The organism is Paenibacillus sp. TCA20 (assembly GCF_000732325.1).
Lineage (GTDB): Bacteria > Bacillota > Bacilli > Paenibacillales > Paenibacillaceae > Paenibacillus > Paenibacillus urinalis.
In genome coordinates, this window is record NZ_BBIW01000003.1 from 458943 (window position 1) to 476099 (window position 17157).

The following is a 17157-nucleotide window of genomic DNA, read 5'->3' on the forward strand; positions in this document are numbered from 1 at the left end:
TCGTTACTTATTTAATGGCTCGGAGGATCAGGATGACTACATACCGCGTACCTAATCTTGCAAAAAAATATACAAACTATGATATGATTCAGCGGCATACGGAAATTCCGAATTTTCCTGATGGCCGTGTACGGCTGCTTGAGTTTTTTTTGAATCGTGGACCGGTTTGGTCAGCGGAGCATAGTGAGTTATATTCCCTCGTTACTGCGCTTGTACAAATGGGACTCGATACACATGAGATGATCGATGTTCATGAGGAAGATCTGAAGGAGCAGGAGATGCGATCTCGACAGCTAAAAGTGCTTGGCGGAGATTATTTCAGCGCGAGGTTCTATCAACTGCTGGCTGCAGCAGGTCAAATCTCCGTTGTTGCGTCACTTAGTGAAGGAATCTGTATCGTCAACGAACGGAAAATGAATCTGTACAATCGCATGAGACGACAGCTGGTTACAGCTGAGGAATACGTTAACGAATCCGTGCAGCTGAAGAAGCAGCTGTTTCTTTCGTTCCAGAGCATGATTTCCCCAGGAGAAGTCTCGTTGTTCGATCGACTGCTCAGCGCATTTAGTTTATTTGATATGCTTATTGAGGAAATCGAACATGTGAGAGATATGGAGCGCTCTCGTTATCGTCTTGCCTATTATCAGATTCTAAGCCATACGGATTCGAGTGTTAAGGAAGCCCTCAACAGGAATGAGCTTGAGCCTAATGAGTGGATTCAGCTTACACTTAAGCACAGAACACAGGAATTTTTAACGGACAAGCTTCGTCATTCGGTGAATGATACTGAACGATTTATTGAGAATGAAGTAAGCGATCAGGTGGTTGTACAGGAGATCATGAAGATGATGGAATCGTACCGTACATACAGAGCACCTGGCAAAGTTGTTTGATAAGTGAATAAAAGGTGGTTCGAACATGCAGCATGAAGGGGAGAATCCGAAGGAGCAGCACGTTCATTCGGTGTTTCAAAGCATTGCTAGTAAATACGATTTTATGAACGATACGCTCAGCTTCAGGCGTCACAAGGCTTGGCGAAAGTTCACAATGAAGAAGATGAATGTGCAGCGTGGGCAAACGGCACTGGATGTATGCTGCGGGACCTGCGACTGGACGATCAGTCTTGCAGAAGCAAGTGAAACAGGTCACATCAATGGACTGGATTTCAGCAGCAATATGCTTGCAGTCGGACAGGAGAAGGTGGCACAGCAGGGCCGAGATCAGCAAATTACGCTTGTTCAGGGGAATGCCATGCAGCTTCCTTATGAAGATCATTCTTTTGATTATGTAACCATCGGCTTTGGTCTCCGCAATGTCCCGGATCTAAGACAAGTGCTGTTAGAGATGCAGCGGGTCGTCAAGCCGGGCGGAATGGTCGTATGTCTGGAGCTGTCAAAGCCGACCTGGCAGCCATTTAAGGGGATTTATTATTTTTATTTTAGACGTATATTGCCTGTTATGGGTAAGCTTCTTGCTAAACGCTACGAACAGTACAAATGGCTGCCTGACTCTCTAGCGATGTTTCCTGGAAGAGAAGAGCTTGAACAAATCTTCAGAGAAACGGGACTCAAGGATGTGAGGTCCTATCCGCTGACCGGCGGAATCGCAGCATTACATATTGGGAGCAAGGAGAGTCAGCATGTTTAAAAAGATCGGTATTTTTCTGGAAATGATTAAAATAGAGCATACCTTGTTTGCTCTGCCATTTGCGTTTATGGGAGCCATCCTTGGCTCTACTGAAATCAATGGAAGGCTGCCATTCTGGGCAGAGATTGGGTGGATTCTGCTCGCCATGGTGGGAGCCCGAAGTGCAGCCTTCGGTTTAAACCGAATGATTGACCGGGTTATCGATGGCAAAAATCCGCGTACAGCCGGAAGAGCCATACCTGCAGGACTGCTCAAGATAAGTGAAGTTGTTATTTTTGTAATCATATCGTTTATTCTGTTATTCTGGGCCGCATCACAGCTCAATCCCTTATCGGTGAAGCTGCTGCCGATCGCGGTGTTTATGCTCGTTATTTACTCTTATACCAAACGGTTTACATGGCTGTGCCATGTTGTTCTCGGTTTGACGATTGGTCTAGCCCCGCTCGGTGGGTGGGTTGCAGTGACCGGGGAAATAAATCTTACTGCGATGGTGCTGTATCTCGCTGCCGCTTTTTGGACGGCCGGCTTTGATATTATATATGCTTGTCAGGATATCGATTTTGACCAGAAGGAAGGCGTGTATTCCATCCCTTCCCGATTTGGAACCCAAGGTGCACTGAATATCGCAAAATATTTTCATATCATAACGGCGATCGGATTTATTGCCTTATTCTTCATGACGGATTTGAGCTGGATATATGCAATAGGTATACTAATATCATGCGGACTTCTTATATATGAGCATATGATTGTGTCACCAAACGATATGAGCCGGGTACAGACCGCATTCTTTACGCTGAACAGCTGGGTCAGCATGGTCATTCTATTGTTTACTCTGATCGATGCGGTGGTGATCTAACCTATGAATAGATTAAAAAGACTCGCAGTCGGCATAACAGGCGCGAGTGGCAGTATATACGGAGTCAGGTTGATTGAGACATTGCTTGATCAGGAATACGAGATACATCTTGTCGTTTCGAATGCAGGCTGGCGTGTGTTAAAAGAAGAACTAGGCTGGAATGTTTCGGACCGGGAAGGGATTTTGAACGAGAAGTTCGGGAACCGTCCCGGTTCTCTTATATATCACCCTGTTAGCGATATAGGAGCTTCCATTGCGAGCGGGTCCTTCTTAATGGATGGAATGATTATTATGCCGTGTTCGATGGGGACGTTGTCAGCGATCGCGCACGGAGCCTCGGATAACCTGATGGCTAGGGCGGCTGATGTCATGATGAAGGAAGGACGTCCACTCGTACTGGTGCCCCGGGAAACACCGCTTCATGCGATTCACCTGGAAAATATGCTGAAGCTGAGCCGGCTTGGTGTCAAAATGATTCCAGCGATGCCGGCATTCTATTATCATCCTAAAACGATGGATGACCTTATCCATTTCTTGGTGGGTAAAGTACTGGATGTTCTTCACATCGAGCATAACTTGTTTAAGAGATGGGGGGAGGAGAATTGAAGGAATTACATCAAGTAACCACCATCGGAAAAATAAGCTATACCAATGCATGGCCCATGTATCATTACTTCGAGCCGGCTGCCCTTATGAATCCGGCAGAGCTGATTACAGAGGTGCCGGCCAGGTTGAATGAACGTATTCATGAAGGAACGCTGGACTTAAGCGCGATGTCGTCCTTTGCATACGGCATGGCATCTGATCGATTACTTCTGTTACCGGATATTTCAGTGAGCAGCCGCGGAGAAGTAAAATCCATCTTGCTATTCAGCAAGGAGCCCATCGAATCTATCGTAAACCGTACGATTGCTCTGACCAATACTTCAGCAACCTCAGTAAATTTGCTCAAAGTGATTATGACGAAGTTCTATGAGGGTAATCCTGATTATATTACGATGGAGCCTGAGCTTGAGCGTATGATGGAAAATGCAGATGCGGCTCTGCTTATTGGAGATCACGCTATCAAAGCGTCCTGGGCAGACCATCCTTATCATGTTTACGATCTTGGTGAGTTATGGTATCGGTATACCGGGCACCAGATGACTTATGCCGTGTGGGCAGTAAATCGAAGCTTCGCGGACAATAATGCAGACACTGTCAAAGAGATAGCTGAGGCGTTTTATAACAGCAAGACAGCGAGCCTGCGGGATCTTGCACCCGTTGTTAGGCATGCAGTACAGCACATTGGCGGTTCTGAAGCCTATTGGTATGCGTATTTTAGAAATTTGGTTTACGATTTTGGCGAAAATGAGTTGCGAGGGCTGCAGCTGTATTTCCGTTATGCACATGAGCTTGGTCTCATGGAGCATGAGGTCCAGGTGGATCTCTGGAATGAGAATAAGCTGATACGGGTGACGGAATGAAACTACTTGATATTTTGACTGCACTAAAGAAGGATATAAGTTATATAGAGAAAGAGTTATACCGCGGTGTAGAAACGAGTGAGCCTCTGCTTGCGGAAACTTCGCTTCATTTGCTTAAGGCAGGCGGCAAACGGCTCAGACCGGTCTTTGTCCTGCTTGGGGGAAAGTTCGGGAACTATGACATTGAGGTATTGAAGCACGTGGCAGTTCCGCTTGAACTGATCCATTCCTCGTCGCTTGTTCATGATGATGTAATCGACAATGCAGAAACAAGACGAGGGCAGCTTACCGTCAAATCGAAATGGGACAATCGTATCGCGATGTATACGGGTGACTACATCTATGCACGTGCCATGTCAATTATAGCGGAGCTGCCTAATCCGCTGATCCATCAGACGATGGCGAAGGCGATGGTGCAAATGACGATCGGCGAGATGGAACAGATCAGGGACTTCTTTAACACCGATCAAAATGTGCGTAACTATTTGCTGCGGATACGCCGCAAAACAGCACTCCTCATCGCAATCAGCTGTCAGCTTGGGGCTGTGGCGGCCGGTGCGGATAAAGAGGTGTGCAGAAGACTCTACAGCTATGGCTATAATGTAGGCATGGCCTTTCAGATTCAGGATGATTTGCTTGATCTAAGAGGCACAGAGAAGCAGCTCGGCAAGCCGCCTGGAAGTGACATGCTTCAAGGCAATATTACGATACCCGTTATTTTCGCATTGCAGGAAGAGCGTATTCGGGAGGATCTGCTCCAGCTTATTCACCGGATTCATGAAGATGGAGACAAGGGGTCCGTGCAAGCTGCAGTAGGCATGATTCGTGAAAGCGATGGAATGGCTAAAGCAGAGGCACTGGCTGACCGATATATGAATAAAGCTCTTGATGCGCTGGAAGGACTTCCTGACATTAAGACGAAGAAAAATCTACGGGATATCGCTCATTTTGTTGTAAAACGTTCATATTAACCTGGCAGGAACATCAAGAAAGCAAGTCGAAAGTCATTATGCAGCTAGCTGGGGCGTGTCTTAAAAATCACTGGAGTGAAATCTGTTTTAGAGTTTAAGACACGCCCTGATTCTTAAACAAAGCCTGGAGGGAATAGACGATGGAGCGTACTTTTTTAATGGTGAAACCAGATGGGGTTCAGCGTGGATTGATTGGGCGCATTATTAGCCGGTTTGAGGACAAGGGGTTTAAGCTGGTGGCAGGCAAGTTTGTACAGGTCACAGATGAACAAGCTAAACGTCACTACGCCGAGCATGATGGCAAACCTTTCTTTGATGACTTGGTGTCCTTCATTACTTCCGGACCTGTATTTGCGATGGTATGGGAAGGCGAAGACATCATCACTCTATCACGGATGCTCATCGGCAAGACGAATGTGAAAGAAGCGCTTCCTGGGACGATTCGGGGGGATTTTGCGGCGATCACACCACATAATTTGATTCATGGCTCTGATTCACCAGAGAGTGCGGCCAGAGAACTCCGTAACTTCTTTGCAGAAGAAGAACTTGTAGCTTATGACAAAACGATTGCTGTCTGGACTTAAAATGTGCGGTTCTTTTCCTAAGAAAGAAGGTTTCAGGTGTCCAATCTAGAGATTGAAACTACGCAATCCGATTACTTGCTATTTATTCGTAATGTAAAACAGGCCACGGGTATTGATCTTTCGCAATATAAAGAAGCTCAAATGAAACGAAGACTTACGACGCTTCGTAACAAGCACGGGCATGAGAGCTTTGCATCCTTTTTTGAAGAAATGACCCGCAACAAAGCTTTATTTCTTGAATTTCTGGATCGGATGACCATCAATGTCTCTGAATTTTGGCGTAACCGGAACAGATGGGAAGTGCTTAAAGATCGCATTCTGCCTAGTCTGACCCGGGATCACCAGAAGCTCAAGATCTGGAGTGCCGCCTGTTCTACTGGGGAAGAGCCTTACACATTGGCTATGATTGTGGATATGTTAGGCTTGTTAAACCAGACGGAATTGCGTGCTACCGATATTGATGAAGGTGCTCTGGCCAGAGCCAGTAAGGGTACATATCTGGAGCGTTCACTGAGAGAGGTACCTGAGTCCGTGTGCAGACGTTATTTTACCGAGGATGGGCTTCAGTATCATATTGATCCTAAGCTGAAACAGGCGGTGCGCTTTAGCAAGCAGAACTTGCTGTCTGATCCATTCGAAGAAGGCTTTGATCTCATTGTTTGCCGAAATGTAATGATATATTTTACGGAAGAGGCCAAGCATTTACTGTATCAAAAGTTCGCCAAAGCGCTTAGACCTGGCGGGGTATTGTTCGTGGGAAGCACAGAGCAGATTTTTTCTCCCGCTCAATATAATCTGGTTTCGGTGGACACCTTTTTTTACCAAAAGTCTGTATAAGTATAGTTCGAGTATGAATTGACCTATACTGGAACTATCTGTGTGAAGACTTTTTGGGGGTAATGAAATGGATAAAAGAACGGTAATCGCTGCATATAGACAAGGACTTATCAATATCCGGGAATGTGCCCAGATTATCGGGCTGGACACGACTCAAATGGAGCGAATGCTTGGTGAGATCAAGCCTCAGTCAGACGCTGATCGACATGAGCTGTCATGGCGGGCCGGACTATCTGCTGGCAAGTAATGAAACCTATACGGAAACGCCTGTCCTATGGTGAGGATAGGCGTTTCTTTGTTTCGCCAATCGCATAACTGGAGTGAGGCGAAATCAGATCCATTCTTGTCAAACATAACATGCTATACTATAATGATCAAAGATTAAACATTTTAGCAGTTTAAAGCTTAACAGTATAAAGGGGGAACGTATTATGAGTCTTCGTTATTTAACCGCAGGGGAAACGCACGGACCCCAATTGACAGCAATCGTAGAGGGACTTCCAAGTAATATGAAAGTGGATTTTGAGGAGCTGAATTTTCAGCTGCATCGCCGCCAGAAGGGATATGGACGCGGGCGTCGGATGCAAATTGAGAAAGATACAGCTGAATTTGTTGGCGGTATTCGCCATGGATATACAACAGGAGCCCCGGTAGCTCTAGTCGTGGAGAACAAGGACTGGACGCACTGGCGCAACATTATGAATATTGAACCGATTGAAGGTACAGATGAAGAGAAGCGCAGAGTGCATCGTCCAAGACCAGGACATGCTGATCTGAATGGCGGACTTAAATACAATCTGAAGGATCTCAGAAATGTGCTTGAGCGTTCCAGTGCTCGGGAAACGACGGTAAGAGTAGCGGTTGGAGCCATTGCACGTCAGCTTCTGGCAGAGTTCGGCATACAGATTGCGGGCCGTGTGCTGCGAATCGGTGAGATTGAAGCTCCGTATGAGGAACTGCCGATTGAAGAGCTGCGCAGCCGCACAGAAGCTTCCTCGGTCCGTGTAACGGATCCTGAAACAGAGAAGAAGATGGAAGCTTACATTGATCAGATCAAGAAAGATGGGGACTCGATTGGCGGCATTGTAGAATGTGTCGTGGAAGGTGTTCCTGTCGGGCTTGGAAGCTATGTACAGTATGATCGTAAGCTTGATGGACGTATTGCTCAGGCTGTCATGTCGATTAATGCCTTCAAAGGTGTCGAGATCGGTATTGGATTTGAAGCGGGTACGATTCCGGGATCACAGGTTCATGATGAAATCCTGTACAGTGAGGATAAGGGATACCATCGTGCATCCAATCGCCTGGGCGGATTTGAAGGCGGTGTGACGAACGGCATGCCTGTCGTTGTACGCGGTGTAATGAAGCCGATTCCTACGTTATACAAACCACTGCAAAGTGTAGATATTGATACAAAAGAGCCGTTTACAGCTCAAGTGGAACGTTCAGATGCTTGCGCAGTTCCTGCTGCCAGTGTAGTCATGGAGCATGTGGTTGCCTGGGAGATCGCAAAGGCATTCCTGGAGAAATTCGGCGGCGATTCCATTGAGGAGATAAGAGCCAATCTGGAGAACTATAATGCCCAGTTGGAGCGTTACTAATCATGAAGACGCTGAATGTTGACCTGGGCGAACGTTCATACCCTATTTATATCGGCAGCGGGCTGCTTGCTAAGACAGGCAGCCATCTGGCTCAGCACGGAGTAAGCAGCAAGAGTCCGATCATGGTTATTACGGACGATCAAATCGCTCCGTATTATTTGCAAATTGTGAAGGACTCCTTGGAGCAAGCAGGCTACAAGGTTGTATCCGCCGTGGTTCAGAGTGGAGAGACGTCCAAGTCTCTCACCGTTTACACGGAAATGATGACCCTAGCGATTGAAGGAGGTCTTGATCGAAGCTCTGCTATTCTAGCCCTTGGCGGTGGAGTCGTCGGTGATTTGGCTGGCTTCGTTGCTGCTACTTATATGCGTGGGATTCGATTTGTGCAGATTCCGACAACAATCCTTGCTCATGACAGCAGCGTAGGGGGCAAAGTAGCGGTCAACCATCCGCTTGCCAAAAATATCATCGGAGCATTTCATCAACCCGAGTTTGTTCTGTATGATGTGGACACGCTGAAGACGCTGCCTCCACGGGAAGTTTCGGCAGGTCTTGCAGAAATGCTGAAGCACGGACTGATTCAAGACGAGGAGTTTGCCTACTGGTGTGAAGAGCATGCGAATAAGCTGCTCTCCTTAGATAAGGATTCACTCGTATATGGTTTGCTGCGCGGCTGTTCGATCAAGGCAGATATCGTATCCCAGGACGAAAGAGAAAATGGGATTCGGGCTACACTGAACCTGGGTCACACCATCGGTCATGCGATTGAAGCGATCGCAGGATATGGCAAATTTCTGCATGGTGAGGCCATCTCGATCGGAATGGTTGGTGCCGCACAGCTCGGCGTATTAAGAGGAGCCGATCCGGTGCTGTACACAACGACGAGGCGCATGCTCGAATCATTGAATTTGCCTACATCACTTCCGGCTGACATGAGTACAGATGATATTCTGGCAGCTATGATGCATGACAAAAAATTTAGAGAAGGCCTAATGGTCTTTATCATCCCGACCAAGATCGGTGAAGTTGTCGTTGCGAATGATGTTCGAGTACAGGACGTCAGGGATGTTATCGATGGGCTGAAAGAAAGAGGCGTAAACGCATGATGTACACAAGAGGTATACGAGGTGCAACAACGGTAACGAGCAACACGGAAGCAGAGATTATGAAGGAAACTTCCAAGCTGCTTCAAGAGATCGTAGAACGTAATCAGCTTGAGCCGGAAGCCATCTGCAGCGTATGGATTACACTTACTCAAGATCTTGATGCTGCCTTTCCGGCCAAGGCGATTCGTGAGCTGACTGGATGGGAGCTAGTGCCCTTAATGTGTTCCTTGGAGGTTCCGGTCAAAGGAGCACTGGAGAAGTGCATTCGCTTTATGATCCATGTGAATACAGAGAAATCACAAAAGGAAATTCAACATGTTTATTTAAACGGTGCGAAGGCACTGCGTCCTGATTTGGCCGCTTCCTCTGGAAGCTAAGGGCAAATCGAACCTTGCCAAAATGGATTAAACTATGTATAGTGAACTGTAGCAGAGATGAGAAGAGTTAAGACGTTTGATGAGTAGAGCAGAGCTTAGCCATTTTCAGAAGGCTGTGGCCGATAGTGCATTCGCATGACGGTAGCATGGCTGGTGAAATGGGAGAAGTCCTTGGCCTTTAAGCATAAGGCAAGGCTTTTGAAGAGTTGAGAAACAAAGAAGAATATGGATACCCTGATGATCTGTAAGTACAGGATTATTGAGCATATATTCTGGTACTGAACTTATGGGCAATCATTGTAGGGGAAGTATATTTTCTTTAGGTTTCTTATTGCCTACATACTCATATAATCGTTAATGAACCTCTACAGTCTCGTAGAGGTTTTTTTGCATACACGCATACTTCTTGAACTTCATCTTTCGCCCATCTTAAGCTCAAGGGAGTGTTTTAAGGATGTTGAATATCGAAGCACAAGAGGTACTTAGGCAAGCCAGGGAATATAATCTGATTCCTGTCGTTAAGCGAATTCTTGCTGATATGGAGACCCCCATCCGGTTATTCAGCCGGTTCGCAGAGCAGGAATACGCATTTTTGTTAGAGAGTGTAGAGGGCGGGAGCAACTGGGCGAGATATTCATTTATCGGCACCGATCCTTTTATTACAATCTCCGGTAAGAACGGAGTTATTACTGTAGAACACGACGGACGTAGACAACAAATGCAAGGCAAACCGATAGAAGAGCTAAAGGTGCTGCTCAGACAGTACCGCAGTCCTATGGTGGACGGATTACCGCCGTTTACGGGCGGAGCGATCGGGTTTTTCGGATATGACCTGCTGCAGTATTACGAGAAGCTGCCGAAGCACGCGGTTGATGATCTTCAGATGGATGATATTCAGTTTATGTTCTGTGATCAGGTCATCGTATTTGACCATGTGAAGCAGCAGCTACTGTTAATAGGCAACGTACATGTTGCACCAGGGGATCGCGATGAGGATATCCTGCGTAATTATCAGCTAGTGGATGAGAAGCTGGAGAAGCTCGCAAGGATCTTGGCAGATGAAGGACCGAAGGAGAATGCCAATCGTCATGCTATGCCAAGTGGAGTTGAACTCGGTGATGTGAAGTCCAACCTGACAAAAGATCAATTTATTTCCAATGTAGAACAGGCTAAGGAATATATCCGTGCAGGGGATATTTTTCAAGTGGTGCTGTCCCAGCGCTTCCATATTGAGACCGAGGTATCTCCGCTTCAGGTATACCGGGTGCTCAGAACACTGAATCCATCACCATATATGTATTATTTAAAGCTGGGTGAGGAAGTGATCGTAGGCACTTCGCCAGAAGCGCTTGTCAAGGTCGATGGAGGAAGGGTACAGACTAGGCCAATCGCTGGCACGAGACCGAGAGGAGAAACGGCTGCGGAAGATGAGCGTCTAGCACAAGACCTGCTTCAGGACGAGAAGGAACGTGCAGAGCACCTGATGCTCGTTGATCTCGGCCGTAATGATATCGGAAAGGTCAGTCAGTTTGGTACCGTAAAGTGCGACTCTTTTATGGAGATTGAGAAATACTCGCACGTCATGCACATGGTGACGAATGTATCTGGCACGATAAGGGAGGATAAGGATTTCTTTGATGCTTTTCTATCCTGTCTTCCGGCGGGTACCGTATCCGGTGCACCGAAGCTGAGAGCCATGCAGATCATTGCGGAGCTGGAGCGTGAAGCACGCGGTGCCTATGCCGGAGCGATCGGATACTTGGGCTTCAGCGGGAATATGGACTCCTGTATCACGATTCGCACGATTATATTCAAGGAAGGCAAGGCCTATGTTCAGGCAGGGGCTGGCATCGTCTGGGATTCGGTTCCCGAGATGGAATATGAAGAGACAGTAAACAAAGCGAAGGCACTCTTAACTGCAATCCGTTATGCTGAACAAATGTTTCCAAAAGCAGCTGTGCCCCTGAGCTACGCGAATCAAGATTATATTTATACACCTAATTGATAAGGAGGAGATCACGATGAGCACCATCATCACTGGAAATGCCGTTCAGCAAAGCCTCATGAACATCATGGAAGGCAGAGATCTGACGCAGATTGAAGCGAGGAATGTCATGAGCCATATTATGAGCGGAGAAGCGACTGCAGCACAAATCGGGGGACTGCTGACGGCTCTGCGCCTAAAAGGAGAAACGGTCGACGAAATCACCGGATTTGCAGAAGCGATGCGTGAATCCTGTGCCAGAGTACTCACAGAGCAGAACAATCTGCTGGATACCTGTGGAACTGGGGGATCAGGGATCAGCAAATTCAATATTTCAACGGCTTCCGCAATCATCGCCTCCTCTTTATCTGTGCGGGTTGCGAAGCATGGGAATCGTTCTGCAAGCGGAAGAGCGGGAAGTGCGGATGTGCTCGAAGCACTAGGAGTTAACATCCATCTGAATCAAGAGCAGGCGAGAGACTGCCTGGATGCGATCAATATTTGTTTTTTATTTGCTCAGGTATATCATCCTTCCATGAAGTACGCAGCTGCACCGCGAAAGGAATTGGGGGTAAGGACGATCTTTAATCTGCTTGGGCCACTTACCAATCCAGCTGGAGCAGACCGCCAAGTACTCGGAGTGTATGACGTAACCAGAACAGAAGCCATTGCAGAATCGCTTGGCAGACTTGGACTGAAACGGGCGCTCGTCGTTGCAAGCTATGACGGACTTGATGAGATCAGTATTTCAGACCGGACGAAGATATCGGAATTAAAGGATGGAGCTGTTCAAACCTACGATATTCATCCCGATGATTTGGGACTCAAGACGTATCCTTTGCAGCAGGTACTTGGAGGAACAGCTACCGAGAATGCAGACATTATTAAACGTGTGCTCTCCGGCGAACAGGGAGGATATCGGGATATCGTTCTAGCGAACGCAGGGGCTTCCATTTATGTAGCAGGACTTGCGGGAAGTATCGCAGAAGGGGTCCACTTGGCCAAAAATGCAATTGATTCCGGCAAAGCATCTGATAAATTGACACAGCTTATTCAGAAGACGGGAGAGTATGATTATGTATCTTGATCGCATTGTAGCAACGAAGAAGGAAGAGGTTGCAGCATTATCCAGCGTATTCGATATAAATGAAGCGGAAAAAAGAATCGCAGCACTACCTGCTGCAAGAGGCTTCGAAAGAGCATTGTCCAAGGAACATGTGAGAGGCATGGGGCTGATCGCTGAAGTAAAGAAAGCTTCTCCATCAAAGGGATTAATCCGAAGTAATTTTGATCCTGTCGACATCGCAAAAGCCTATGAGGCCGCAGGTGCAGATTGTATGTCGGTGCTGACGGATATCCATTACTTTCAAGGGAAGCCCGAATATTTGACAGCAATCCGTCAGCAGGTAAACGTTCCGCTGCTGCGCAAAGATTTTATAATTGATGAGAAACAAATTGCGGAAGCCCGGATCATAGGTGCAGATGCAGTTCTGCTGATTGCAAGCATACTGGATTCAGCTCAGCTGTCCAGATATATAAGCTATGCCCGGGATTTGGGTCTGGATGCACTTGTCGAAGTCCATGATAAGGAGGAGTTGCTAAGTGTTCTGGATATTGGCAGTGCCTCTCTAATCGGGATCAACAACCGAAATCTTCGCACTTTTGAAACTCGCCTTGAGACGACGGCTGAACTGGCAGAGCTTGTGCCTGAGCATGTCACCTTAATCAGCGAGAGCGGTATTCGCACACCGCAAGATGTGGAGTATGTGAAGCAGGCAGGTGCAAAAGGCATCCTTGTCGGCGAGCAGTTTATGCGCCAGGATAATGTGAGTCAGGCTGTTCTTGAGCTTATGGGTGCAGGGGAACAGGTGAGAAAATGACGGTACAGCAGGCTAAACCGCTTCTAAAAATATGTGGACTTCAGGACGTTGAAGTGCTAAAATCAATGAAGCACTTAACTGTCGATTTTATTGGTTTTGTATTCGCGAAGTCGAGGCGCCAAGTATCTGCGGAACATGCAGCACAGCTCTGTAACGTGCTGAATGAATGGGAAGCCGTACCTTCTCCCAGATCAGCAGGGGTTTTTGTTAATCCTGACTGGGAAGAGCTTACAGCAATACTAGATCAAGCTCCGCTAGACGTGATTCAGCTGCATGGACAGGAATCCCCGGATTTTTGTCAGAAGGTCAGAGAAGTGCTTGGGGTACAGGTGTTTAAAGCTTTCTCCATTCACGAGAATCAGACTCCAGGCATGAGTGCCCATGATCAGCTGAACCCGTATAAAGGTAAAGTAGATGCCATTCTGCTCGATACTTACGATGGAGTATATGGCGGAGGATCCGGTAAGACCTTTGCTTGGGAGAAGAGCCTGCCCTATCAGCAGTGGGCTGATCGTACGGGAATTCCGCTGTTTGTAGCCGGCGGACTTGATGCGGAGAACGTAACCGGGCTTGTGCGTCGTTATGCTCCGGACGGAGTAGATGTTTCAAGCGGCGTTGAGACAGATGGACATAAAGACATCGTTAAAATGACAGCTTTTGTGGAGAGGGTGAAGAAGGCATGACGCAATTACCGGATGAATATGGTCGTTTTGGTCCTTTTGGAGGGCGGTATGTGCCGGAAACGTTAATGAATGCCCTGATCGAATTAGAGCAGGAGTATAAGCGTTTTTCAGAGGATCCTGAGTTTAATGAGGAATTGAACTATTTGCTGAAGCAGTATTCGGGCAGGGAGACTCCTCTTTATTATGCAGAACATTTAACCCAGCAGCTTGGCGGGGCCAAAATATATTTGAAGCGTGAGGATCTAAACCATACCGGCGCTCATAAAATTAACAATGCACTGGGGCAAGGCCTGCTTGCTAAGCGCATGGGTAAGAAAAAGGTCATCGCTGAAACAGGAGCAGGACAGCATGGGGTGGCAACGGCAACGGTTGCTGCGCTGCTGGGCTTGGAATGCAAGGTGTTCATGGGAGAAGAGGATACGAAGCGTCAGCAGCTTAATGTATTTCGGATGAACATGCTGGGAGCCGAGGTCGTTCCCGTCACATCAGGTACCCGGACGCTCAAGGATGCAGGGAATGAGGCTCTTAGGTACTGGGTCAGTAATGTAGAGGATACCTTCTATATTCTCGGTTCAGCAGTCGGCCCCCATCCATATCCACTGATGGTTCGTAATTTTCAGCGCGTCATCGGAGACGAAACGAGAAGACAGATTATTGAAGCAGAAGGAAGACTGCCTGATAAGATTGTAGCAGCTGTCGGTGGAGGCTCAAATGCAATCGGCATGTTCTACCCTTTTATAAATGACGACTCCGTAGAGCTTATTGGCTGCGAAGCTGCAGGCAAAGGCGTCGATACGGAATATCATGCGGCCACGATGAGCAAGGGAACACATGGCGTATTCCAAGGCTCCATGAGTCTCTTGCTGCAGGATAAATACGGACAAGTTCAGGAAGCACACTCGATTTCAGCAGGATTGGATTATCCAGGGGTAGGACCCGAGCATTCTTATCTCAAAGAGATCAAGCGTGCTCAGTATGTGCCGATTACTGACAAGGAAGCGCTGGATGCACTTCAATTGCTCAGCCGCACAGAGGGAATTATTCCTGCGCTCGAATCCGCTCACGCAGTGGCAGAGGTGGCCAAGATTGCTCCATCCATGGACAAGGACCAGATTGTGGTTATCTGTTTATCTGGCCGGGGAGACAAGGATGTTGAATCCATCATGAAGTACACGGGAGGTCAACTCTCATGAGCATACAGTTGAATTTAATGGATCTTACGTTTGAGAGACTCAAGTCTGAGAACAAAACAGCACTGATTCCTTTTCTTACGATTGGTGATCCTGACATTGAGACAAGTATCGAAATAATACTCGAGCTGGAAGCAGCAGGAGCTGACGTCATCGAGCTGGGTGTTCCCTACTCGGACCCTCTTGCAGACGGGCCTGTGATCCAGCGGGCTTCTGAGCGTGCCTTGAAGCAGCATATTACGATTCGCACCTGCATGGAGGCAGCAAAACGAGCCAGAGAAGCAGGGGCGAAGCTGCCGTTTGTGCTGTTTACTTATTATAATCCTGTGCTTCAAACCGGACTTGAGACTTTCTTTGAACTGCTGAAGGATCACGATATCAGTGGCATCATTATACCTGATCTGCCAATTGAGGAGTCGGAAGAAATCAGAGTTTATGCAGACAAGGCTAATATTCACCTTATACCCCTGGTGGCACCAACCTCAAAGACTAGAATTGAGAACATTGTCAAAAAAGCAAGAGGATTCATCTACTGTGTTTCATCGCTCGGTGTGACAGGAGAAAGATCCTCGTTCCACCTTGAAGTTGAAGAGTTTATTGACACGGTTAAATCGTACACTACTCTTCCTGTCGCCGTTGGCTTTGGTATTTCAAGCCGTGAGCAGGTGGAGCGATTCTCGAAGCTATGTGACGGTGTTGTCGTAGGGAGTGCGATCGTTAGACAAATTGAGACGAGCATTCCATTACTGTCAGATCCTGCAACCAAGCAAGAGGGGCTTTTGCAAATCCGGAATTTTGTGGCACAATTAAAGCTGTAGCGAATGCTGCAGCTATTCTTATTAAGCATACAGAGGAGGGGCTTTAACATTGAAACCTAAATCACAGATCGTTAACATACCCGTCTATAAACCAGGGAAGCCCATTGAAGAAGTCAAACGTGAACTAGGGTTAAGCGAAGTGATCAAGCTGGCCTCCAATGAGAACCCTTATGGCAGCTCACCAAAAGCAAGAGAAGCAATACAGGCTGAGCTGATGAATTTGAGTATTTATCCTGATGGAAGCGCTGGAGATTTGACTGCTGATCTGGCTGAACATCTTAACGTAGGCAGAGAGCAGATTATTTTCGGTGCAGGCTCGGATGAAGTCATTGCCCTCATTACTAGAGCGTTCCTTGTGAGCGGGGATGAGACAATTATGGCCGACCAGACATTCTCCGTTTATAAGAGCAATGCTGATATTGAAGGTGCGGTAAGCATAGAGGTTCCGCTGGTTGAAGGCAAACATGATCTTGAAGGAATGCTGGAGAAAGTAACCTCAAAGACGAAGATCATCTGGGTATGTAATCCGAACAATCCAACGGGAACGATTGTATCTGAAGCTGAGCTCGTATCTTTCCTGGACCGGGTGCCGCAGGATGTAATGGTCGTTCTTGATGAAGCATATTATGAGTACGTCACGGATGCAGCGTATCCGCAAACGATTCCTCTTCTCGCTAAATACGCTAATCTTGTGGTGCTGCGCACTTTCTCTAAAATATATGGACTTGCTGCGCTTCGCATTGGCTACGGTGTCGCACAGCCTGAGATAATCTCGCTCATCAATAAGGTTAGAGAACCGTTTAATACGAATCGATTAGGACAGTCCGCAGCCCGTGCAGCCCTGAGTGATCAGGCCTTTGTTACGCAATGCCGTGACTTGAACCGTGAAGGAGTAACGTATTTACAGGGCGAATTCGAGCGTCTGGGACTCCACTACTATGCAACACATGGCAACTTTATAATGGTTGATGCAGGCAGACCAGCAGGTGAGATGTTTGATGCGTTGCTGAGACAAGGGATTATTGTTCGTCCTGGTTTTCAAGTCTATCCTGCCTATATCCGAGTTTCTATTGGTACCAAAGAGCAGAACGAGGCTTTCATCAAGGCGCTGGAATATGTGCTGAAGGCTGAAACTACTGGAGTGTAACGGCTGC

The 17157-nt window shown here is 47.3% G+C and carries 19 protein-coding genes; all 19 read left to right on the forward strand.

Annotated features, from left to right (window positions below; all coding sequences use genetic code 11):
- The first annotated feature begins 32 nt into the window (after positions 1–32).
- Positions 33–893 (forward strand): heptaprenyl diphosphate synthase component 1, encoded by an 861-nt coding sequence (locus TCA2_RS08480; RefSeq protein ID WP_047911128.1) that lies wholly within the window; start codon positions 33–35, stop codon positions 891–893.
- 25 nt (positions 894–918) lie between these two features.
- On the forward strand, positions 919–1647 hold the full coding sequence (locus tag TCA2_RS08485) for a demethylmenaquinone methyltransferase (protein ID WP_047911129.1): 729 nt from the start codon (positions 919–921) through the stop codon (positions 1645–1647).
- Complete coding sequence (locus tag TCA2_RS08490) at positions 1640–2506, forward strand: UbiA-like polyprenyltransferase (RefSeq protein WP_047911130.1); 867 nt, start codon at positions 1640–1642, stop codon at positions 2504–2506. Before TCA2_RS08485 ends, TCA2_RS08490 begins: the two co-directional genes overlap by 8 nt.
- A gap of 3 nt (positions 2507–2509) precedes the next feature.
- Positions 2510–3112 carry a UbiX family flavin prenyltransferase gene (locus TCA2_RS08495; RefSeq protein ID WP_047911131.1) on the forward strand — a complete coding sequence of 201 codons (603 nt, stop codon included), beginning with the start codon at positions 2510–2512 and terminating at the stop codon, positions 3110–3112.
- Between the two features lie 56 nt (positions 3113–3168).
- Positions 3169–3972 (forward strand): menaquinone biosynthetic enzyme MqnA/MqnD family protein, encoded by an 804-nt coding sequence (locus TCA2_RS08500; protein ID WP_238546329.1) that lies wholly within the window; start codon positions 3169–3171, stop codon positions 3970–3972.
- The gene (locus TCA2_RS08505; RefSeq protein ID WP_047911133.1) at positions 3969–4943 is read left to right on the forward strand and encodes a polyprenyl synthetase family protein; all 975 of its coding nucleotides are present in this window, start codon (positions 3969–3971) and stop codon (positions 4941–4943) included. The genes TCA2_RS08500 and TCA2_RS08505 overlap by 4 nt, the downstream gene beginning before the upstream one ends.
- 140 nt (positions 4944–5083) lie before the next feature.
- On the forward strand, positions 5084–5527 hold the full coding sequence (gene ndk, locus TCA2_RS08510; protein WP_047911134.1) for a nucleoside-diphosphate kinase: 444 nt from the start codon (positions 5084–5086) through the stop codon (positions 5525–5527).
- A 36-nt stretch (positions 5528–5563) separates the two neighbouring features.
- The gene (locus TCA2_RS08515; RefSeq protein ID WP_047911135.1) at positions 5564–6364 is read left to right on the forward strand and encodes a protein-glutamate O-methyltransferase CheR; all 801 of its coding nucleotides are present in this window, start codon (positions 5564–5566) and stop codon (positions 6362–6364) included.
- A 67-nt stretch (positions 6365–6431) separates the two neighbouring features.
- Positions 6432–6611 (forward strand): hypothetical protein, encoded by a 180-nt coding sequence (locus TCA2_RS08520; RefSeq protein WP_047911136.1) that lies wholly within the window; start codon positions 6432–6434, stop codon positions 6609–6611.
- Between the two features lie 184 nt (positions 6612–6795).
- Positions 6796–7965: a chorismate synthase gene (gene aroC / locus TCA2_RS08525; RefSeq protein WP_047911137.1), complete on the forward strand. Its 1170-nt coding sequence runs from the start codon at positions 6796–6798 to the stop codon at positions 7963–7965.
- Between the two features lie 2 nt (positions 7966–7967).
- Complete coding sequence (gene aroB, locus TCA2_RS08530; protein ID WP_047911138.1) at positions 7968–9071, forward strand: 3-dehydroquinate synthase; 1104 nt, start codon at positions 7968–7970, stop codon at positions 9069–9071.
- Positions 9071–9448, forward strand: coding sequence for a chorismate mutase (gene aroH, locus TCA2_RS08535; protein WP_047911256.1), 378 nt, complete (start codon positions 9071–9073; stop codon positions 9446–9448). Before aroB ends, aroH begins: the two co-directional genes overlap by 1 nt.
- 454 nt (positions 9449–9902) lie before the next feature.
- Complete coding sequence (gene trpE, locus TCA2_RS08540; RefSeq protein ID WP_047911139.1) at positions 9903–11453, forward strand: anthranilate synthase component I; 1551 nt, start codon at positions 9903–9905, stop codon at positions 11451–11453.
- Positions 11454–11469: 16 nt separating this feature from the next.
- The gene (gene trpD / locus TCA2_RS08545; protein ID WP_047911140.1) at positions 11470–12519 is read left to right on the forward strand and encodes an anthranilate phosphoribosyltransferase; all 1050 of its coding nucleotides are present in this window, start codon (positions 11470–11472) and stop codon (positions 12517–12519) included.
- Positions 12509–13312: an indole-3-glycerol phosphate synthase TrpC gene (gene trpC / locus TCA2_RS08550; RefSeq protein WP_047911141.1), complete on the forward strand. Its 804-nt coding sequence runs from the start codon at positions 12509–12511 to the stop codon at positions 13310–13312. The genes trpD and trpC overlap by 11 nt, the downstream gene beginning before the upstream one ends.
- A complete protein-coding gene (locus tag TCA2_RS08555; protein WP_047911142.1) occupies positions 13309–13995 on the forward strand; it encodes a phosphoribosylanthranilate isomerase in 687 nt (228 codons plus the stop codon). The genes trpC and TCA2_RS08555 overlap by 4 nt, the downstream gene beginning before the upstream one ends.
- A complete protein-coding gene (gene trpB, locus TCA2_RS08560; RefSeq protein ID WP_047911143.1) occupies positions 13992–15188 on the forward strand; it encodes a tryptophan synthase subunit beta in 1197 nt (398 codons plus the stop codon). The genes TCA2_RS08555 and trpB overlap by 4 nt, the downstream gene beginning before the upstream one ends.
- Positions 15189–15196: 8 nt before the next feature.
- Positions 15197–16003: a tryptophan synthase subunit alpha gene (gene trpA, locus TCA2_RS08565; RefSeq protein ID WP_047911257.1), complete on the forward strand. Its 807-nt coding sequence runs from the start codon at positions 15197–15199 to the stop codon at positions 16001–16003.
- A gap of 49 nt (positions 16004–16052) precedes the next feature.
- Positions 16053–17150, forward strand: a complete 1098-nt coding sequence (gene hisC / locus TCA2_RS08570) for a histidinol-phosphate transaminase (protein WP_047911144.1) — start codon at positions 16053–16055, stop codon at positions 17148–17150.
- Positions 17151–17157 lie beyond the last annotated feature (7 nt).